Origin of the sequence: Aquimarina rhodophyticola, assembly GCF_042434915.1 — a bacterium.
In the GTDB taxonomy this organism is placed as follows: domain Bacteria; phylum Bacteroidota; class Bacteroidia; order Flavobacteriales; family Flavobacteriaceae; genus Aquimarina.
The window spans coordinates 232,348-253,066 of the sequence record NZ_CP170198.1; the positions used below are offsets into that span (position 1 = coordinate 232,348).

At 33.8% G+C, this 20,719-nt stretch carries 23 protein-coding genes; 11 read left to right on the forward strand and 12 right to left on the reverse strand.

The window, feature by feature from the left end:
• Position 1: 1 nt before the first annotated feature.
• The 5 genes from ACE939_RS01160 to rsfS all read right to left on the reverse strand — a co-directional run bounded on the left by ACE939_RS01160 (position 2) and on the right by rsfS (position 4,507).
• On the reverse strand, positions 2–649 hold the full coding sequence (locus ACE939_RS01160; RefSeq protein WP_378186939.1) for a phosphatidylserine decarboxylase family protein: 648 nt from the start codon (positions 647–649) through the stop codon (positions 2–4).
• Positions 639–1,388, reverse strand: coding sequence for a phosphatidate cytidylyltransferase (locus ACE939_RS01165; RefSeq protein ID WP_378188463.1), 750 nt, complete (start codon positions 1,386–1,388; stop codon positions 639–641). The genes ACE939_RS01160 and ACE939_RS01165 overlap by 11 nt, the downstream gene beginning before the upstream one ends.
• A 55-nt stretch (positions 1,389–1,443) precedes the next feature.
• Positions 1,444–2,055 (reverse strand): LUD domain-containing protein, encoded by a 612-nt coding sequence (locus ACE939_RS01170; RefSeq protein WP_378186940.1) that lies wholly within the window; start codon positions 2,053–2,055, stop codon positions 1,444–1,446.
• A gap of 116 nt (positions 2,056–2,171) precedes the next feature.
• Positions 2,172–4,121 (reverse strand): ATP-dependent zinc metalloprotease FtsH, encoded by a 1,950-nt coding sequence (gene ftsH / locus ACE939_RS01175; protein ID WP_378186941.1) that lies wholly within the window; start codon positions 4,119–4,121, stop codon positions 2,172–2,174.
• Positions 4,122–4,135: 14 nt separating this feature from the next.
• The gene (rsfS, locus tag ACE939_RS01180) at positions 4,136–4,507 is read right to left on the reverse strand and encodes a ribosome silencing factor (protein ID WP_378186942.1); all 372 of its coding nucleotides are present in this window, start codon (positions 4,505–4,507) and stop codon (positions 4,136–4,138) included.
• Between the two features lie 90 nt (positions 4,508–4,597).
• Here rsfS and ACE939_RS01185 point away from each other — a divergent pair, with 90 nt between their 5' ends.
• Complete coding sequence (locus ACE939_RS01185) at positions 4,598–5,329, forward strand: biotin--[acetyl-CoA-carboxylase] ligase (protein WP_378186943.1); 732 nt, start codon at positions 4,598–4,600, stop codon at positions 5,327–5,329.
• Between the two features lie 54 nt (positions 5,330–5,383).
• Here the strand turns inward: ACE939_RS01185 and ACE939_RS01190 are convergent, their stop codons facing one another.
• Both ACE939_RS01190 and pyrE read right to left on the reverse strand, forming a co-directional pair.
• On the reverse strand, positions 5,384–5,776 hold the full coding sequence (locus ACE939_RS01190; protein WP_378186944.1) for an SRPBCC family protein: 393 nt from the start codon (positions 5,774–5,776) through the stop codon (positions 5,384–5,386).
• A 7-nt stretch (positions 5,777–5,783) separates the two neighbouring features.
• Positions 5,784–6,434, reverse strand: a complete 651-nt coding sequence (gene pyrE, locus ACE939_RS01195; RefSeq protein ID WP_378186945.1) for an orotate phosphoribosyltransferase — start codon at positions 6,432–6,434, stop codon at positions 5,784–5,786.
• A gap of 7 nt (positions 6,435–6,441) precedes the next feature.
• On the opposite strand from pyrE, the gene ACE939_RS01200 reads away from it, so the two are divergent.
• On the forward strand, positions 6,442–7,038 hold the full coding sequence (locus ACE939_RS01200; protein WP_378186946.1) for an NUDIX hydrolase: 597 nt from the start codon (positions 6,442–6,444) through the stop codon (positions 7,036–7,038).
• 5 nt (positions 7,039–7,043) lie between these two features.
• Here the strand turns inward: ACE939_RS01200 and ACE939_RS01205 are convergent, their stop codons facing one another.
• Entirely contained in the window at positions 7,044–8,792 is a 1,749-nt protein-coding gene (locus tag ACE939_RS01205; RefSeq protein WP_378186947.1) for a M14 family metallopeptidase, read from the reverse strand.
• A gap of 143 nt (positions 8,793–8,935) precedes the next feature.
• On the opposite strand from ACE939_RS01205, the gene ACE939_RS01210 reads away from it, so the two are divergent.
• From ACE939_RS01210 to ACE939_RS01225, 4 genes are read left to right on the forward strand one after another with little or no spacing between them, the layout of a single operon-like run.
• Entirely contained in the window at positions 8,936–10,567 is a 1,632-nt protein-coding gene (locus ACE939_RS01210; protein ID WP_378186948.1) for a SulP family inorganic anion transporter, read from the forward strand.
• 50 nt (positions 10,568–10,617) lie between these two features.
• Positions 10,618–11,376: a prolipoprotein diacylglyceryl transferase gene (locus ACE939_RS01215; RefSeq protein WP_378186949.1), complete on the forward strand. Its 759-nt coding sequence runs from the start codon at positions 10,618–10,620 to the stop codon at positions 11,374–11,376.
• A 41-nt stretch (positions 11,377–11,417) separates the two neighbouring features.
• Positions 11,418–12,812, forward strand: a complete 1,395-nt coding sequence (locus ACE939_RS01220) for a radical SAM protein (RefSeq protein WP_378186950.1) — start codon at positions 11,418–11,420, stop codon at positions 12,810–12,812.
• Positions 12,809–13,027, forward strand: coding sequence for a hypothetical protein (locus ACE939_RS01225; protein ID WP_378186951.1), 219 nt, complete (start codon positions 12,809–12,811; stop codon positions 13,025–13,027). The genes ACE939_RS01220 and ACE939_RS01225 overlap by 4 nt, the downstream gene beginning before the upstream one ends.
• Here the strand turns inward: ACE939_RS01225 and ACE939_RS01230 are convergent.
• From ACE939_RS01230 to ACE939_RS01245, 4 genes are all read right to left on the reverse strand, one after another.
• Positions 13,024–13,845 carry a class I SAM-dependent methyltransferase gene (locus tag ACE939_RS01230; RefSeq protein ID WP_378186952.1) on the reverse strand — a complete coding sequence of 274 codons (822 nt, stop codon included), beginning with the start codon at positions 13,843–13,845 and terminating at the stop codon, positions 13,024–13,026. The genes ACE939_RS01225 and ACE939_RS01230 overlap by 4 nt on opposite strands.
• Positions 13,846–13,910: 65 nt before the next feature.
• On the reverse strand, positions 13,911–14,303 hold the full coding sequence (locus tag ACE939_RS01235; RefSeq protein WP_378186953.1) for a VOC family protein: 393 nt from the start codon (positions 14,301–14,303) through the stop codon (positions 13,911–13,913).
• Between the two features lie 3 nt (positions 14,304–14,306).
• Positions 14,307–14,765 carry a pantetheine-phosphate adenylyltransferase gene (coaD, locus tag ACE939_RS01240; RefSeq protein WP_378186954.1) on the reverse strand — a complete coding sequence of 153 codons (459 nt, stop codon included), beginning with the start codon at positions 14,763–14,765 and terminating at the stop codon, positions 14,307–14,309.
• 15 nt (positions 14,766–14,780) lie between these two features.
• Complete coding sequence (locus ACE939_RS01245; RefSeq protein WP_378186955.1) at positions 14,781–15,776, reverse strand: D-alanine--D-alanine ligase; 996 nt, start codon at positions 15,774–15,776, stop codon at positions 14,781–14,783.
• 93 nt (positions 15,777–15,869) lie between these two features.
• Here ACE939_RS01245 and ACE939_RS01250 point away from each other — a divergent pair, with 93 nt between their 5' ends.
• The 5 genes from ACE939_RS01250 to ACE939_RS01270 all read left to right on the forward strand — a co-directional run bounded on the left by ACE939_RS01250 (position 15,870) and on the right by ACE939_RS01270 (position 20,709).
• A complete protein-coding gene (locus tag ACE939_RS01250) occupies positions 15,870–16,451 on the forward strand; it encodes a PASTA domain-containing protein (RefSeq protein WP_378186956.1) in 582 nt (193 codons plus the stop codon).
• 74 nt (positions 16,452–16,525) lie between these two features.
• Positions 16,526–17,578 carry an RluA family pseudouridine synthase gene (locus ACE939_RS01255; protein WP_378186957.1) on the forward strand — a complete coding sequence of 351 codons (1,053 nt, stop codon included), beginning with the start codon at positions 16,526–16,528 and terminating at the stop codon, positions 17,576–17,578.
• Positions 17,579–17,691: 113 nt separating this feature from the next.
• Positions 17,692–18,453: a peroxide stress protein YaaA gene (gene yaaA / locus ACE939_RS01260; RefSeq protein ID WP_378186958.1), complete on the forward strand. Its 762-nt coding sequence runs from the start codon at positions 17,692–17,694 to the stop codon at positions 18,451–18,453.
• Positions 18,454–18,858: 405 nt separating this feature from the next.
• Complete coding sequence (locus ACE939_RS01265; protein WP_378186959.1) at positions 18,859–19,359, forward strand: TRAP transporter small permease subunit; 501 nt, start codon at positions 18,859–18,861, stop codon at positions 19,357–19,359.
• A 3-nt stretch (positions 19,360–19,362) separates the two neighbouring features.
• Positions 19,363–20,709, forward strand: coding sequence for a TRAP transporter large permease subunit (locus tag ACE939_RS01270; protein WP_378186960.1), 1,347 nt, complete (start codon positions 19,363–19,365; stop codon positions 20,707–20,709).
• Positions 20,710–20,719 lie beyond the last annotated feature (10 nt).

Here is a 20,719-nt window from a genome sequence, read left to right on the forward strand (position 1 = left end):
GTTATAACGTAGCAATAATACTTTCTCCTCCACGTACTTTCTCATTTAGGCTCACATTAACCTTAGTGCCAATAGGTAAAAACACATCCACTCTAGAACCAAACTTTATAAAACCACTATCCGATCCTTGTGTGACTTTTTCACCTTCAATGGCGTAATTGACTATTCGTTTTGCGAGCGCCCCTGCGATTTGGCGATATAAAATTTCAGTACTATTATTTTTAACAACTACTGTGGTTCTTTCGTTCTCCTCTGACGATTTTGGGTGCCAAGCCACAAGAAATTTTCCAGGATGGTATTTGCTAAAAACTACCTTACCTCCTATGGGATGACGCGTCACATGAACATTTATTGGAGACATAAAAATTGAAACCTGAAGTCTTTTTTCGTTAAAATACTCTTTTTCAAAAACTTCTTCAATAACCACAACTTTTCCATCTACAGGCGATACCACAGTTGTGTCACTTAGTGTTATTTTACGCTTTGGATTTCTAAAAAATTGTAGAATTAATAGTAAAAAAGCAAAACTAACTACCAAGATAGCTAGTTGTATTTCTTCTAACTGTATGGCGACGTAAGACGCTACATTAATACCAAGAAAAATAACTAGGGCTACAGAAATTATTTTAAAACCTTCTTTATGAAACATAGTGTAGTAATTGTAAGAAAACAAATAAAAATGGACTAGCAAAAATAATACTATCCAATCGGTCAAATATACCGCCATGACCAGGCATGATAGAGCCGCTATCTTTTACTCCAGCTTGACGTTTAAACTTTGATTGAATTAAATCTCCTAGGGTTCCAAAAATACTTAATATTAGACTGATAAACAACCAAATTACAACAGATAGTGTGTGGGTTGTTAAAGCGATAACCGCAGCTGCGATGAGTCCAAAACACAAACCTCCAATAAAACCTTCTATTGTCTTGTTTGGTGAAATACGTTCTAGTAGTTTATGTTTACCAAAGTTTTTTCCTACTAGATATGCAAAGGTATCATTGGTCCACATAATAAAAAAAGATCCAGCAACGATAAAAGGCTCGTAATCTCCTCTAAAGGTAGGGATCATTGTTAAAAAAATAATTGAGGTTATTAAGTAAAAAATACTGGTAATGTATTTTTTCTTTTCAAACATCGGTATAATACGTATGATCAACAAGTCTCGAACCAACAATAACTCGGTTATAACGGTTGCTGTGAGAAGAAAGTATAAAAAATAAGGATGTACACTAGTAAAATTAACTACTAAAATTAAAACAATAAAAATAAGGTATAACCATTTGTTTTTTAAGTGGATCAATTTTTGAAACTCATAAACGCAAATAAGTCCAAAAATGAAAAATACGCCAATGAAAGTTTCTTTGGAAATAAAAATAGAAAACAGTAAGATCGAAATGTATAAGAATCCCGATAAAGATCTTGTGAGCAATTCCTTCATGTTATAAATCTTCCAGAAGCAGCAAATATAGATTTTTTGAACTACTTCCATAGCTTAAGAAGTCTTTTTCTTTTTGAGTTTCGAAGTTTTTAATGGTTGTAATGTTTGAAGGAATAGTTTTTTTATTCTTTTGTTTTATACCTTTTAAACCTTCACCAATGCTAGAAACAAGCTGACTAGTGGATGCGAAAATTATAAAGTTATCAGGAAGTTCTGTTAACTTCTTTTCTTTAAGTTGATTAGAAGAAACCAGAATCGAACCACTGTCCGAAATAAGGTATTCGCAAGTTGCAAAAAAGAAAGAAGAAGACATTTTTTTAGTGAAGTCAAGGTTAAAGTTAGAGAACTTGTGCTCTAACCCGATATCAAAACAGCACACCTCTTTTTCATACCAATCATTTTCTAAAAGAATTTTATCAAAAGAATCTAGAATTTCATTTTCGTTATCACAGTATAAAAACTTTCCGCCATTTCGTTTAAAATTAATCATAAAACTCTCGTCTATCGGAAGATTAATCTCTGGCATATACTTACTGCGATCTTCTATGTGTTTTTCTTTATTCTTTTGGTCTGATTTAGATTTGGAAAAAAAAAGTTTTCTAAATAGACTCATTGTAAAATGATAATTGGGATTTTTATTGACGTTCAATTCAAAGATAAAAAAAATCTTAACCTAAACGTTTCCGTTCGGTTAAGATTTTCATCATACTAGTAAAAAATAGTATATATTTAAGAAGGTTCGGTTATTATTTCCTCTTTATTGCCAAAAGGACGCTTTCCGAAAATCTTTTCTAGGTTATCCTTAAAGATAACTTCTTTCTCCAGCAATACTTCTGCAAGTTCGGTAAGTTTATCTTTATTGTTTTCTAATAATTTAATAGCTCGTTGATATTGTTCTTCGATAATGTTTGAAATCTCTTTGTCTATCAATTCACTAGTTTGTTCGCTATAAGGTTTGGTAAAATTATATTCGCTTTGACCTGACGAGTCATAATACGTTAGATTTCCTACTTTATCATTAAGTCCATAAATTGTAACCATTGCACGAGCTTGTTTAGTTACCTTTTCCAAATCGCTTAAGGCACCTGTAGAAATTTCATTAAAAATTACTTTTTCTGCAGCTCTACCGCCTAAGGTTGCACACATTTCATCTAACATTTGATTTGGTCTTACAATAAGTCGTTCTTCGGGTAAATACCACGCCGCTCCTAAGGATTGACCTCTTGGAACTATTGTAACCTTAACTAGAGGTGCTGCGTGCTCTAGCATCCAACTAACGGTTGCATGACCAGCTTCATGAAAAGCAATAGCTCGTTTTTCATCGGGAGTGATAATTTTATTTTTTTTCTCTAATCCTCCTACGATTCTGTCTACTGCATCAAGAAAGTCTTGTTTACCTACAGCTAATTTTCCTTTTCTTGCAGCAATAAGTGCAGCTTCATTACAAACGTTAGCAATATCTGCACCAGAAAAACCTGGAGTTTGTTTTGCTAAGAACTCTGTATCGAGTTTTTCTTCAAGTTTGGTAAGTGGTTTTAAATGTACTTCAAAAATTTCTTTACGTTCTCTTACGTCTGGTAAGTCAACATAAATTTGACGATCAAAACGACCAGCTCTCATTAAAGCTTTATCCAGTACATCGGCACGGTTGGTAGCGGCGATTACGATTACATTAGTATTAGTGCCAAAACCATCCATTTCAGTAAGGAGTTGGTTTAATGTGTTTTCTCTTTCGTCATTAGATCCAGAAAAATTACTTTTTCCACGAGCTCTACCGATTGCATCTATCTCATCTATAAAAATAATGGCTGGTGATTTTTCTTTGGCTTGTTTGAATAAATCACGTACTCTAGATGCTCCCACACCAACAAACATCTCAACAAAATCTGATCCTGATAAAGAAAAGAAGGGTACTTTAGCTTCACCTGCTACGGCTTTGGCTAAAAGTGTCTTACCTGTACCTGGGGGTCCTACTAATAAAGCTCCTTTTGGAATTTTACCACCTAGGGATGTGTACTTATCTGGATTTTTTAAAAAATCAACAATCTCTTCAACTTCTTCTTTGGCTCCTTCAAGACCTGCTACATTTTTAAATGAAACTTTTACATCGGTATTTTGATCAAACAATTTTGCTTTTGATTTACCAATATTAAATATCTGACCACCAGCACCACCGCCAGCACCACCGCTCATTCTACGCATTATAAAAATCCATACACCTATAATCAAAGCAAATGGAAGTAGTGTGATCAAAATTTCTCCCCAAAAATTGTTTTCGGTATCGTAAATTACTTGTGTATCTAATCCTTTTTCACTCTTAATTTTGGCGATTTGATTTTCAAAGTTTTGGAGATCACCAAATTCAAATTGATAATCAGGTTCACCAGCAGCAGAGGGTAGTAGCGACTTGGTTTTTTTGTTTTTATGCTTTTCAAGAGATTTGGCTTCTTGCGTTAGATAAACTTTGGCATCACGTCGATTTAAAATAACCACTTTATCTACTTCACCATTGCGTAAAAACTCTTGGAAATTAGAAGTTGTTGTTTTGGGTGCAGAGTTCCAGCCACTGCCACCCATAAAATTTAGTGCTAAAAAACCAATTATGATAATCGCGTAAATCCAATATGCATTGAACTTTGGTTTTTTATTAGGTTCCATTTTCTTATTTTCTTTAGCCATGTATGCTTTTTATTTTAGTATTTAGTTTGAATAGAGGTGGTTTTTGCATCTCCCCATAAACCCTCAATATCGTAAAATTCTCGAATATGTTTTTGAAACACATGAACTACCACATTTACATAGTCCATTAGTACCCACTCGGCATTTTCACTCCCTTCAATATGCCAGGGTTTATCTTTAAGTGCTTTACTTACTATTTTTTGGATTGAACTTACAATAGCATTTACCTGAGTGTTAGAGGTACCATTACAAATTACGAAGTAGTCACAAACAGTGTTTTCTATGTCTCTTAAATCTAGGATATCAATATCATTTCCTTTTACCTCTTCTATGCCTTTTATGATTTGAGCAATTAATTCATCAGAGTTTATTTCTTTTTTACTCATGCATTTTTTTAATTTGTGTAAAGTTATTATTTTTTATGATTTTTATGATCGTATTAAAAGAACATTTGTAAAACTTTCACACCATTTTATATGCATGTAATCAAAGTTGATGCCATTGAATCAACAAATACGTTTTTACGCGATTTAATTCGGGAGAAAACAGTAACCCAACCAACTTGCGTAGTTACAAACGAACAGATGGCTGGGCGAGGACAAATGGGTACAAGTTGGCAAAGTAAAAAAGGTGAAAATCTTACTACTAGTGTATTCATGCCATATACCAATATAAAAGTAGATAAACAATTTAGTATATCAATGTTAGTCGCATTGGCTATTTATGATACACTTGATGCTATATCATTACCAAAAATTACTATCAAATGGCCAAACGACATTCTGTCAGATAAGAAGAAGGTATGCGGTATTTTAATTGAAAACAGTATACGTAATGACAGGTTGCAGGGAGGGATCATAGGTATTGGTCTTAATGTCAATCAAATTTATTTTGATGATTTACCCAATGCAGGTTCAATAAGTTCTATATTAGGAATTCGTTACGAAATAGAAGAAATTTTGACGGGTTTATTGCAACGACTTACTTTTAGATTTAAAATTCTAAAATCTACTAATTTTGAACTCATTAAAGAAGAATATGAGTCCAGATTATTTAGAAAAGATAAACCTTCCATGTTTTTAGATCAAAAAGGAGCCTCTTTTGTTGGGATTATTAAAGGGGTAACTACGTCTGGTAAACTACGAGTACAATTGGAAGAAAAGGAAGAGAAAATATTTGATCTTAAGGAGATAACCCTCGTTTACTAAATAGTGGCATCTTTTATTTTAAATAAAAGATGCCGTACTATCAATTATTATTTCTCAAAGTTTGCTTAAGTTTTCACTAAGTGTACTTATAAATTTTTGAATAGGATTTTTAATCATCATACCCATCATAGCATTAAACTGACCCTCAAAAACTAATTGAGTTGTACTTTTTCCTGGACTCAATTCGGTTATATTAGCGGTTAGCGTGAAAGGAAGTTTATCACTTGCGGCTCCCAAAACTACTTGCGATGAGTCTGTACTTTCTTTTTGCTCTAGCACTATCTCTGGCATACCCTTAAGTTGAAACAAAAATCGTGAGTCACTTAACTTCTCAAATTTTTGAATACTATCGGGCATAATTTGCTCAAAATTCTCAACTTTTGTCAAGAAATCATATACTTCTTTTGGGCTTTTTGCTACGGTTACCGCAGGACTTTCTAAATTCATAAGGTGTTTATAAGGTTACTGGACTCCAAGAAGCTGGGTCTTTTTTCCAACTCTTTAAGGTTTCGTGTTGCTCTTTGTTAATATATTTTGTGTCTAATGCTTGCTCTAATAAGTTGTCATAATTGCTCAAAGTATGCAATTGTATTTTAGCTTCATTAAAATTTTGAACAGCTATTTCAAAGCCGTAATTAAATATAGCTACCATACCTTTAACATTAGCATCACATGCATCAAGCGCTTTAACGGCGTTAAGGCTACTTTGTCCGGTGCTAATAAGATCCTCGACAACCACTACTGTCTTCCCTGCAGGTATAACACCTTCAATTTGATTCTTTCTTCCATGCTTTTTAGCTTCAGGTCGAACGTAGATAAAAGGAAGGTTTAAGTGTTCTGCAACGAGCATACCAATACCAATTGCACCAGTGGCTACCCCCGCTATTACATCAGGTTTGCCATACGTCTCTACTATAAATTGCGCTAAATTTTCTCGTAAGTAATTGCGAATCAAAGGATATGATAATGTAATCCTATTGTCACAATAGATAGGAGATTTCCATCCAGAAGCCCATGTAAATGGTTCTTGTGGTTCTAATTTTATTGCATTAATTTGCAACAATAATTCAGCGGTTTTTTTTGCTGTATTTTTATCAAAAATCATAGTGCAAATGTATAAAGTTTTTGTGAATAATACCCCAATTATTCTATCTACCAAAAAGGCTGTTGAGGGTTATACTACACTCCCTATCAAAGAAGTTGACTTCAATGATTTGATTGTTAATATTTTAGAGGATCATAGTCTAAAGTTTCATCTCTACCATAAAAATCAAGAAAAATTGCTTGACCATTTGTATACTAAACTGCCTGTAGTGCTTGCTGGAGGTGGTAAAGTGTATAATCAACATACAGAAATTTTGTTTATTCGTAGAAATGGAAAGTGGGATCTTCCTAAGGGTAAGTCCGAAAAAAAGGAGGATATGGAAACTACTGCTATTCGTGAGGTTGAGGAAGAAACTGGGGTCAAAGGACTTGAAATCACTAAATTTCTATACAAAACTTTTCACGTGTTTAAGCGTAATGAAGAGTATCGTCTAAAAGTTACCTATTGGTTTGAAATGAAAACTAGTTACAATGGTCCCTTGATACCACAAATTGATGAAGGAATAAAAAAGGTGAAATGGAAGGATATGAAAAAAGCTAAAAAAGCTTTGCAAAACTCGTATGCCAATATTCGCGAATTATTTTCTCATGAATACCTCTCATAATGTTTTTATTTTAAAATACGATAAATAGGATAACGATTATGAGCCTTTTCATAATGATCGGATTGTTTGTGAAGCCAATCTAATTGTTGATAGCCGTTTTTTGCAAAAACGCTGTCCTTTTTTTTGAGTTCAAATGCTTTTTTGAGTTCTCTATTTTCTTTCAGAATTTCAAATGCTTTATCCTCCCAAACGTAAGCAGAAAATCCTTCTTTTTGTTGCAAAATGCTATCAAAAAAATTCCAGTTAAAAAATGAATCAATTGCTTCTGGTTCTAGCGTTTCTAATACATATCTAATTCCAGGTTGATTGGTAGTTACATAAAAATCACCTTGGTTAACAGTTACCTGCTGAATGCTAGGGGTGACCTTAGTATCAGAGTGCAAGTAATGTCCTTCGTACGGTGTTTCTTTTGTTCTAAAACTTTTAATATAGTAAACCTCTGCTATTAAAGTGGTGTCTGCATCGTATTTGGTAATCAATATTTGGTTGCGTTTTAATTTCTCTAGAATTTGCCATTGACCTTTTGGTATAATGTATCCTTTTGGTATTAAAACATTCTCTGCTGGCTTAAAATAATTTTGATAATTTACTTCTTTAGTGTAGGGTTGTTCTCTATTGTACTTGAGTCGATTTTTACCCGTAACTTCGCTACGCACTAACTGACCTTCATATCCCTTAAACTTTATTTTGGTTACCTTAGAAGTATCAACTTTCCATTGCACAGGATATTTTTGTAAGGAACTTATTCGATCAAAAGTTTTTGCTCGTAATTCTTTTATTTTTGAACCTTCTTTTTCTATAATTTGTACCATAGATATCATTAGCTCATAGGTACCATTAACCCGCTTTTTATAAGGTTTAAGCATGTGAGTTTCTACCATCATGCCTAGAGTGTTCCAAAGCGTGGTGTATCCAGTTGAATATCTAGGGTGATCTATAAATTGTGAAAAACCTTTGTCGGGAGTGGTTCCCCAAACATTTACATAAGGTGTAATATCCCATTTTTTAGATTGGAGAGAAGCTTCTAATTGTGGTTGAAAACTAGTGTGCAGGTAGTCTCCCAAGATACCTCCAAGTTTGTTGTGCTGTGTAAATAAGTGTGTTAAGGTATATTGGTAATCAGCTCCATTACTCACATGATTATCTATGAAAACATCGGGTTTCACTATATGAAAAATTTCAGCGAAAGCAATGGCATTTTTGGTGTCACTTTTTATAAAGTCACGATTCAAATCATAGTTGCGCGCATTGCCTCTAAAACCATATTCTTTTGGTCCATTTTGATTCGTGCGAGTCCCCGAGTTTCGATTCAATGCACCTCCTATATTATAAATGGGAATTGTTGCTATTATGGTGTTTTTTGGCACTTCATTTTTTTTGAGGGCAAGATCTCTAAATAAAAGCATCGTAGCATCAATACCATCACTCTCGCCAGGATGTATGCCATTATTGATTAAAAGGGTATTTTTGTTTTTTCTATGTTCTTTAAAATCAAAAGTGGTATCTGCAGAAAAAATTACTAAATGAAGAGGATAGCCACTATCGGTCATACCCATTTCCCGTATTTCAATTTCTTTAAAATCTTTTGAGAGTTTTTTGTAAAATCGAATGACTTCAGAATAAGTAGGGGTTTCGGTACCGTTGCTTGTTTCAAAAAGAGTAACATACTCTTGTGTTTGACTTTTCAGCGTAAGCGTATTAAAAAACAATAAAAAAATGAGTAATGAAACCAGATTGAAACGTGTGCTATTCATGAATACATATATTATTGGATAAAGATAAAAAGATTTTTAATTCAAGTTCTTACAAATATCATAAAGGAATACAAGGCTATAAAAGTAGTTTTACTTGTTACAATATAAAATAACGTTACTTTTGCATCTCCAAAAATAGTACTATGACAGAGTTTGTAAGAAAAATTGTTCCAAACGCCAAAGATGATGTATTGGCAGGAATCACTGTATCATTAGCCATGATACCCGAAGTAGTAGCCTTTGCCTTTGTAGCTCAAATAGATCCTTTGGTAGCCTTGTCGGGTGCATTTATTATTGGATTAATTGCGGCTATTTTTGGTGGAAGACCAGGTCTTATATCTGGAGCTGCCGGTGCAGTGGCTGTGATTTTTGTTCATTTAATTTCTGAAGGTCATGCTAGAGGATTAGCCTTTGAAACTCCTGTTGAGAACATGGGTTATTACTATTTACTGGCTACGGTTATCTTAATGGGAGTCATTCAAATTGGAGCTGGTGTATTAAAATTAGGTCGATTTGTACGTTTGATTCCTCATCCGGTAATGATGGGTTTTGTGAACGGATTAGCAATTGTGATTTTTATAGCACAAGTTAAAATGTTTTCTCATAAACAGTTGGAGATAACTGCTAGTGGAGTTAAAAAATATATTAGCATTCCTATGGAGGGCAGTGAACTATACATAACACTTGCTTTGGTTCTTTTAACCATGGGTATCGTCTGGTTACTACCAAAACTTACAACCAAAATACCAGCTGCATTAACCGCGATATTAGTTACAACGGGTGTGGTAATTATAACCAAGCTTAAGGTTAGTACGGTTGGATCCTATATTCGAGAAGGAGGAGGCGATGGTCTTTCTGGAGAATTACCAACACCAAATCTAGAATTATGGGAATATTTACCATTCACTGCTGACACCTTTTCCTTTATTTTACCATATGCTTTTCTAGCTGCATCAGTCGGGCTTATAGAATCTTTAATGACTATGAATCTGGTAGATGAACTTACAGAGTCTCGTGGTAATGGTAACAGGGAGTGTATGGCACAAGGACTCGGTAATATGATGAGTGGACTGTTTGGTGGAACAGGAGGTTGTGGTATGATTGGACAAACGGTGATTAATATTAATGCTGGAGGTCGGGGACGTTTATCAGGTATAATGATGGCACTTACCTTATTAACCTTTATACTATTTACAGACCAGTATATAGAGCAAGTGCCCATTGCCGCCTTGGTGGGGGTAATGTTTATGATGGTTATAGAAACATTTGCTTGGTCGAGTTTTAGAATTCTCAGAAAAATTCCGAAAGCCGATGCCGCAGTTTTAATTATTGTTTCTGCAGTTACTGTGGTCTATGATTTGGCAATTGCCGTATTTGTAGGAGTGATTATATCAGCATTGGTTTTTGCTTGGGAAAATGCAAAACGCATACGTGCACGTAAAAGTGTAAAAGATGATGGTACCAAAGTTTATGAAATTTGGGGGCCTTTATTTTTTGGCTCTATACAAGATTTCAATGGTAAATTTGATGTTAAAAATGATCCAGATACAATTGAGATTGATTTTATGGAATCCCGTGTGACAGATCACTCTGCTTTGGAGGCTATATTTAATTTGGTTCAAAAGTACGAAGAAGCAGGCAAACACGTTCGCATAAAACATTTAAGTGAAGAATGTCAAGCATTGATGATTAAGGCTTCGCCTAAATTGGCGGGCGTTATCGAGCATAATGTCGATGATCCTCGTTATCACGTCATGGCCAAAGTTATGAAGTAAATAAGATTTTATATCTTTATCTGATCTAACAAACTGATCAATAAATTATAATGGATATTCCTTTTGAGCCTGTTATCTTCGGTTTTCAATTGAATATCCATTTACTTTTTGAGTATCTGGCATTTTTTATAGGCTTTCGATATTATGTTTATTTGCGTAAAAACACCAAAGATGTAATCTCTACCAATAATCGACTTTCTATAATAATTGGTGCAGTTTTTGGTGCTTTTTTAGGTTCTCGATTTTTTGGATATTTAGAGAATCCAATTAAACTTTCAGATTTTGAAATGTTTTTGGATTTGTTAAATGCTAAAACTATCATGGGTGGCCTTTTTGGTGGACTCTTGGGTGTCGAATTGAGTAAAAAGATAATAGGGGAACAACAATCATCGGGGGACCTTTTTACCTATCCACTTATACTTGCCATTGGCATAGGAAGAATAGGTTGTCTTTTATACGGGATCAAAGAATTTACCTTTGGTGTTAAAACCGATTTTATTTTAGGAATTGATTTAGGAGATGGAATATATCGTCATCCATTAGCACTATATGAAATTATTTTTTTAGTAGCTTTATGGACTTTTTTAAAAATTAGAGAGGCTCAATTTAAAATACATGAAGGCTTGCTTTTTCGTGTCTTTATGATTCTATATTTTTCTTTTCGCTTTTTTATTGAGTTTTTGAAACCTAACGAGTTTTTAATTTTTGGTATTAGTAGTATACAGTATTTATGTATTTTGTGTCTGCTTTACTATAGTAAAACGATCATGAGTTTTATCTCAAAAATGGACGTTCCTGAGTTTAGGTAAATATCGTTAAATTATACGCTTAAAAAATAACCTAATACGCTATGCCTACTCGACCTTATACATATTACGACTTTACGCTAAGTTTATGTCCAACTTGTCTTAAAAGGATTGATGCCAAAATAGTATTTGAGGATGAAAAGGTTTATATGCTCAAACGATGTCCAGAGCATGGGCGTTCTAAAGTATTGATTGCCGATGATGTTGAATATTATAAAAATATAAGAAATTACAATAAACCTTCAGAGTTTCCTTATAAATTCAATACCACCACAGATTATGGATGCCCATATGATTGTGGGTTATGTCCGGATCATGAGCAGCATTCATGTTTATCGATTATAGAGGTTACAGACCGTTGTAATTTGAGCTGTCCGACGTGTTATGCTGGGTCTTCTCCTACCTACGGAAGACATCGTACACTAGATGAAATTAAAAAAATGCTCGATACCATTGTTATCAATGAAAAAGAACCCGATGTAGTTCAACTAAGTGGAGGAGAACCTACCGTACATCCTCAGTTTTTTGAAATATTGCAATATGCAAAAAAACTACCAATACGACATTTAATGCTAAATACGAATGGTATTAGAATAGCAAAGGACAAGAAATTCGTAGAGCGTCTTGCAGCATTTATGCCAGATTTTGAAATTTATTTACAATTTGATTCACTCAAGCCAGAGGTTTTAAAAAAGTTACGTGGTGAAGACCTTACGCAGGTGCGTAAAAAAGCTATCGATCATTTAAACGAATTTAATTTGTCGACTACTTTGGTTGTAACGCTAGAGAAAGATTTAAATGACATAGAGATAGGAGAAATTTTATCCTATGCAGTACAACAAAAATGTGTGCGGGGTGTAACTTTTCAGCCTACACAAATAGCAGGTCGTTTGGAAGATTTTGATGCCCAAAAAAATCGTATAACCTTAACCGAGGTGCGCAGGAAAATATTAGAACAATTTCCCGTTTTTGTATCAGATGATCTCATTCCTGTGCCTTGTAATCCTGATGCACTTGTTATGGGATATGCACTTAAACAAGACGATACCATTGTACCTCTTACTCGGTATATTAATCCTGCTGATTTATTAGATAATGGAAAGAATACCATTGTATACGAACAGGATCAAGAGTTGCATGGCAAGATGCTGGAACTATTCAGTACTGGAAATTCTGTAGCAAAAGCTAAAGAAAATTTAAAATCTATTATGTGTTGTTTACCCGAGATTGAGGCACCTAATTTGGGGTACGACAATCTTTTTAGGATTATCATTATGCAATTTATAGATGCCTATAATTTTGACGTACGTTCTATAAAAAAATCTTGTGTGCATATAGTTGATAAAGATTATAAAATCATTCCTTTTGAGACGATGAATCTTTTTTATAGGGATGATAAACGCGAATATTTAGAAAAACTTAGAAATCACGAAATATGAAAATAAGTATGTTGTTTTTGGAAGGAGGCAATTATGACGGAATTATCTATCTTATTCTGGGAGTAATGTTTGGACCTCCTCTACTTTTGGCATTGATAGGTTTTTTACTTTGGAGAGCTTCAGTAAAGAAAGCTGCAAAAGTTTTTTTTATTTTAGCTGGCGTGTATTTAATAGTAGGTTTAGGGATTTGCGGAGCGCTGATTTCGGGAATCTAATGCCTTTTTAATACATATAAACTTTCATTAAGTACCCTTGTTTTTGAAGGAAGTAAATGGTGTGGAGCGTATTGATGAACAATTTCGAATTCATCCGTATGTTTAATTACTTCATACTCTTCTTGATTTTGATAAAAGGAAAGTGGAAGTGTTTGATGTGCAAACGTATCATTGGTATTGTTATTCTTATCAAAATACGTCAATAATTTTTGGTATACCTCTGTGTTTTTCACTTTCGGATCGTAGGAAACACTGCCCAAGATATCTCCACTTTTTTGAATCTTTCCAAATATTTTAAACAATTGATTTGTCGTATCAGCATTGAGAAAAAACAGTACCCCTTCTAGCAATATAAAAGTTGGGGTGTTTGATAATAAACTAAGTAATTCATCAGCTTTTTTAGCTACTGAAATCGTATTAAAGTCCATTGATAGGTATTTGATATTACGCTTTGGTATCACCCCCTCTTTTATCCAAGTAGTAATTTTTTCTTTTTTATAGTCTACAATATCTTTTTTATCAATCTCGATTGTCTGCACTGATTTGGGTAAAACAAATTGATACATACTAAAACCAGCTCCAAAATTAAGAAATGTACCGTTAGGATGTTGTTCAAAAAACGTAGTCAGCTCTTCTAGAAAAAAACGGTTTCTCAAACTATGCATTAACGGCTCATGCTTAGAAATTGTATCCAATATTTCGGGAAGGAGCTCATTCGTTTTGGGATTGTTCCAAAGGTGTGCATAAGGATCTTTGCTTACTTCGGGGTACAATGAGCGATAGGTAGATATTATAAAAGCAGTTTCGTGGATTTGCATGGGTTATATTTTATAAATTAAATATATTAAATATCCACTTTATTTTTTTAAAAAAAACAGCAATTTTAGTTAGTTTTCTCTATCAAATCCCAAGTGTTGCCATACAAATCTTCAAAAACTACTACAGTACCATAAGGTTCTTCTCGTGGTTCTTCCTTAAAAACCACCCCTTTATCTTTCATAAAATTATAATCCCTCCAAAAATCATCGGTATGAAGAAATAAAAATACGCGACCACCGGTTTGATTACCAATAGCTAGCTTTTGAGTCTCATTTGCAGCTTTGCCTAAAATTAGTTGAGTTTCGGCCTCTTGATTAGGAGCGATAACAACCCAGCGTTTAGTATTATCAATTTTTAAATCTTCGATAACCACAAACCCTAGACTTTTTGTATAATACGAAATAGCTTCATCGTAGTCGTTTACGACGACCTTAATTGCTCCTAAATGTCTTTTCATATATTACTTGCTTACACGCACCGTATCTGGAACGAGTCCAGTATAATCCCCTCCATGACGAATTACATCGCGCACAATAGATGAAGAGATATAACTTTTCCCTGATGAGGTTAATAAAAAGACAGTTTCGATTTCTGACATTTTGCGATTGGTGTGGGCTATTGCCTTTTCGAACTCAAAATCCCCAGGGTTACGAAGTCCTCTTAAAATAAATTGTGCATTTTGCTTACGACAAAAATCTACTGTCAAGCCTTTGTAAGTGGTAACCTTGATTCTAGGTTCATTTTTAAAGGCTTCTCTCATAAAATAGGTTCTTTCTTCAAGGGAAAACATATAGTTTTTATCTGCGTTAATACCTATGGCTAGGATAATCTCATCAAATAATGTAAGTCCACGTTCTATGATATCGTAATGACCTAATGTAATTGGATCAAAGGATCCCGGAAAAACTGCTCTTTTCATAATTTTTTTATCGAATTAAATTTCGCTCCATGCGGGTTTACTAATACACGCTTCAATTACATTAGTGAATAATTCTTGTAGTGATATCCCTGCTTTTAAAGCCTGTTGTGGTAAGATGCTGGCTTCACTTAATCCAGGATTTGTGTTTAGTTCTAAAAAGTGAGGTTCACCGTTGTGAAAGATGTATTCGCTACGAGAAAACCCTTTCATTTTGAGCGTTTGGTATACTTTTAGTGCGAGCTTTTTTACCTTTTCGGTGTCCTCCTCTGATAATCTAGCAGGAGTGATTTCTTCCGATTGACCTAAATACTTTGCTTCATAATCAAAAAACTCATTGTGACTTACGATTTCGGTTATGGGCAAAACAATATCTTCACCATTAAAATTAATAACACCCACAGATACCTCAGTCCCACTTAAAAAAGATTCAATAATAATTTCGTCATCTTCTTTGTAGGCGTACTCTATTGCGGGTAGCAATTCGGAAAGCTTTTTGACTTTTGAAATACCATAACTACTTCCAGCTTTGTTAGCTTTTACAAAACAAGGAAGACCAACTGCTTTAATAATCGCTTCGGGATCTATAGGATCTCCTTGATTAAGAAAATAATTACTTGCCGTAGGAATTCCGTAAGGTTTAAGCGTGCTAATGCAGTCTCGCTTATTAAAAGAAAGGGCTGCTTGATAAAAATCGCAAGAGGTTTGGGGGATTCTTAATAACCTAAAATAAGCTTGTAGCAATCCGTCTTCACCTGGAGTACCGTGAACAGTATTAAAAGCAGCATCGAATGTGATTTTATTACCCGCTATAAGAATGGAAAAATCATTTCTGTCAATTGGATGCGTGATGTTCTGGTCGTCTACATAAAACCATTGCTCTTTGGTAATGTGAACTCTATATGGATTGTATGCCTCTCGATCAATATGTTTATAGACCACGTTTCCGCTATTAATAGATACGTCAAATTCACTGGAGTATCCACCCATGAGTATGGCAATGTTCTTTTTCATTAACTAATGTTTAATAACAAAAATATCATTTATCTAATAACAAAGCATAAAACTTTCCGTTTTTATATCTTTGCGCAAACTATCGATCTGTATATGAATTTCTTCAAATTTATTTTTAGCAAACTTTTTCTAATTCAGCTAATACTTGCTGTGGCCTTATTTGTGATTTTATGCTTTGTAACCTTAGAATGGTTGGATAGTACGACAAACCATGACCAGCGCATAATAGTTCCAAGTTTAAGTAAAAAAACCTTGGACGAAGTTAAACAAATTTTAGAGGAAAAAGAGTTACGTTATGAGGTGCAAGACTCTGCAAATTTTGATCCTGATTATCCTCGATATTCGGTGATCGAACAAAATCCTGCTGCAGGTAATGGTGTTAAAGAGAATCGAAAGATTTATGTAACCTTGAATCCATCTGGCTATCGTAAAATAGAAATTCCTAAAGACGTCATACAAAAGACGCGAAGACAGGTAGAGCCCAAATTACTGGCATTAGGATTTCAAATCGGTTCAATTACGTATAAGCCTAATATTGCAGAAGACATGGTTTTAGAACTTCGGCACAAAGGAAAACGTATTAAACCAGGGACAAAACTCATGAAAACATCTACCATTGATTTAGTTTTGGGTGATGGAAAAGGCAGAACAATTAATCTATCCAATAATAATTAAGCGCTACACAGATTTTCTAAAGCAGTGAGCTACTCTAAGAGTATTAATATATTTTAATTTTAATAGTATTTACGTTGGAAGATTATAAAGAACCAGAGAATTTTGATACGAGTGATGATGATTTATATGAACACCATCGATTTGTTGCGAGTAGTGGACAAGAGCCCTTACGTGTCGATAAATTTTTAATGAATTTTGTTGAAAATGCAACACGTAATAAAATTCAACAAGCTGCAAAAGATGGGAGTGTATTTGTCAATGATATTCCTGTTAAATCTAATTATAAGGTTAAACCCAATGATGTAGTCCGTGTTTTATTTACACATCCACCCTATGAACAATTATTGACCCCAGAGGCCATTCCTTTGGATATTGTGTACGAAGATGAGGCACTATTAGTAGTAGATAAACCAGCCGGAATGGTTGTACATCCTGGTCATGGAAATTATTCAGGAACCTTAATCAATGCTTTGATATATCATTTTGAAAATTTACCCAATAATAGCAGTAATCGTCCAGGTTTAGTGCATCGAATTGACAAGGATACTAGCGGACTTTTGGTGATTGCCAAGACAGAAGAAGCAATGACACATCTGGCAAAACAATTTTTTGATAAGACATCAGAACGAGAATATATCGCTATAGTATGGGGAAACATAACAGAGGATGAAGGAACCATTGAAGGTAATATCGGGAGACATCCCAAAAATAGACTACAAAACACGGTGTATTACGGAGAAGAAGAGCACAAGGGGAAACCAGCTGTTACCCACTTTAAAGTTTTAGAACGATTAGGCTATGTGACTTTGGTTTGCTGTAAATTAGAGACAGGGAGAACACATCAAATAAGGGTGCATATGAAGCATATAGGACATACCTTGTTTAACGATGAGCGTTATGGCGGAGAAAAAATTCTTAAGGGGACAACTTTTACCAAATATAAGCAGTTTGTAGATAATTGTTTTAAAGTTTTACCTAGACAAGCATTACACGCTCGAACCTTAGGTTTTATTCACCCTACTACTGGTGAAAAGATGCATTTTGAAAGTGAGATTCCCAGGGATATTAAAAGTTGTATTGAAAAATGGCGAGCCTATGCCAAAAATCAAACTTTATTAGAAGAGTAGTTAATCGATATAATCTTAAGGTATAGATATTTTAAATACATACATAGAAAATTATTTCTAAAATCTATTCTATATACGTTGTCAAGTATGTATTTTTGACTTAAAAGCAGCTAATGAAAATTGTAATATCTCCCGCAAAATCTTTAAATTATCAGGATTCGTTACCAACAACACGTTTTACACAACCTTCATTTTTGGAAATTACCAATAAGATTAATGACAGATTGGTTCAACTAAGTAAAAATGAACTTGGTGAGTTGATGCATATTAGTGATAAGCTTGCAGATCTCAACTATGTTCGTAATAAAGAATTTGAATTAGAACATACAACTTCAAATTCGAGACCTGCAGTGTATGCTTTTGACGGAGATGTTTATACAGGTTTAGAAGCGTACACAATCAAAAGTAATAAATTGAATAAATTACAAGATACATTACGCATTCTTTCTGGTTTATACGGAATATTAAAACCTTTGGATCTTATACAACCTTATCGGTTAGAAATGGGAACAAAGTTATCTGTCGAACAACATAATACACTTTATGAAATATGGAAGCCAGTAATTACAAAAGCACTTAATGAGGAGTTAAAAGATAATGAGTTGTTTCTAAATTTGGCAAGTAATGAATATTTTAAAGCAGTTGACACTAAATTACTGAAGGTGCCAGTAATTACTCCAGTGTTTAAGGATTGGAAAAATGACAAGTTAAAAATAATCAGTTTTTATGCCAAAAAAGCACGCGGACTTATGGTTCGTTATATTTTGGATACAGATGCGCAAACAATAGAAGATTTAAAAGGGTTTAACTACGATGGTTATGGTTTTAGCGAAGAGGAAACTATCAAAAATAATGAACTAGTTTTTACACGATAAATCGTAGTAATTCTTCTATTTTATCCAAATAATAAGTGTGCCCTCTTTTTAAAATAATAGATAAGTGTAAAAATATTTCTATTTAGATGTACACTATGTCATTTTATATATGCTGAATGCATCATTATAATATTTTTAATAATTAACCTCTCAATCCAAAAGGTCTTATACTATAAAATTTCATAGTTATTTTATAGTTCGAAATACACTATAATTGTGTTAAAACTTTTATTTATGAAGTTTTGCACAGTTGTTTTTATTGTGTTCAAGTTCTTTTATTATATCCATAGTTCTATAATATTAACTATATTTATAATGTTTACAGCCACTTAGTGCTTTAAATCACAAATCATTATACAATAGGAAGGTTTAATTTTGTTAAATTTTCCAATCAAATCTTATACTGTGGATGCTGTTATAAAAATTCTAGATTGGATTAATGAAAAAGTTGGAAAGGTAGTAAGTTGGCTCTCTGTACTCATGATCGTTGTAATTAGTACAGATGTTTTTATAAGATATGTGTTTGAATTTACGTACATATGGATTGTAGAAATTGAAATTTATTTATTTGGACTAGTATTCTTACTAGCATCAGGCTATACATTCAAGCATGAAAAACATGTTAGAGTAGATGTGTTTTATGCTAAATTATCTGACAAGTCAAAGGCATGGATTGATCTCATGGGGGCAATAATTTTCTTACTTCCATGGTGTTTAATAATTATCATGGCCTCATGGCGGTATGGGTATTCATCTTTTCTTATGGGTGAAAATTCTGCACAACCAGGAGGTTTACCCGCACTATATCTTCTAAAATTTAGTATAACACTCGGTTTCGTCTTTCTATTACTTCAAGGTATATCTCACTGTTTAAAATCTATACGAACAATCCTAAATAAAGTTTAATTGATGGAGGTACTAGCTGTTATATTGTTTGTTGTTATTTTTGTTTTTATTTTAAAAGGCTATCCTGTAGCCTTTACCCTAGGCGGTATTTCGGTGCTCTTTGCTATTGCCATTGCTAGTATAGCTCCAGATTATTTTTCGCTAAGCACATTCAATATTTTACCTTCACGAATCATGGGAGTAGTTAATAATTATGTATTAATGGCAGTTCCCCTGTTTATCTTTATGGGTATTATGCTAGAAAAATCTGGCTTAGCACAAAATTTGTTAGAAACGATGGCTATGATGTTTGGAACTGTTCGGGGCGGGCTAGCGATTTCAGTTGTAATAGTGGGTGCATTATTAGCTGCTTCTACAGGTATTGTAGGAGCAACAGTTGTTACTATGGGATTGATAAGTTTGCCTACAATGTTAAAACGAGGGTATTCGCCAGAGTTAGCTACGGGTGTAATTGCTTCTTCGGGGACTTTAGGGCAAATTATTCCGCCATCTATAGTGTTGGTTCTTTTGGCAGACACAATTAATAGTTCCTCTCGAGGAACAGCATCAGTCGATGTAGGATCATTATTTTCGGCAGCTATGCTTCCTGGATTGATTTTGGTAGCCCTCTATATTCTTTACATCTTGATTAAAGCTGTGATACATAAGAACGATGCCCCAGCGATACCCGTAGAAGAGATTAAAGCGTTTAGAGGAACAAACTTCACAGCCAAAATCATAAAAGTTCTTGTTTTACCCATATTGCTGATTGTACTTGTTTTAGGTTCAATTTTTACGGGAATAGCCTCTCCAACCGAAGCTTCAGCGATTGGAGCGTTAGGAGCAACTATCTTAACTATCCTACAAAAAAAATTCAGTTTCAAAATATTAAAAGAAGTAGCTCAAGAAACAACTAAGCTTACTACGATGGTGTTTTTTATTTTACTCGGCGCTACCACCTTTACTCTAGTATTTAGAACTCTTGGAGGAGACGAGTATTTGCAAGAGTTAATCTTATCCTCTGATTTATCACCTTTATTATTTTTACTACTCGTTATGGTGGTAATATTTATCGCTGGATTTTTTATCGATTTCATCGAAATAGTTTTTATAATAGTACCCGTCGTTACCCCTTTGTTTAATGCCTTAGATATGGATATGTTATGGATTGGTATTCTTATTGCGTTAAATTTACAAACCTCCTTTTTAACACCTCCCTTCGGGTTTGCACTTTTCTATCTTAAAGGTGTGGCTCCAGAATCTATCAAAACAAGTCAAATTTATAGAGGGATCATTCCATTTATTATTATTCAGTTATTGATTGTTGGTCTAGTTGTATTGTATCCAGAAATCATTTTTTTATCAAAATAAATATTCATAG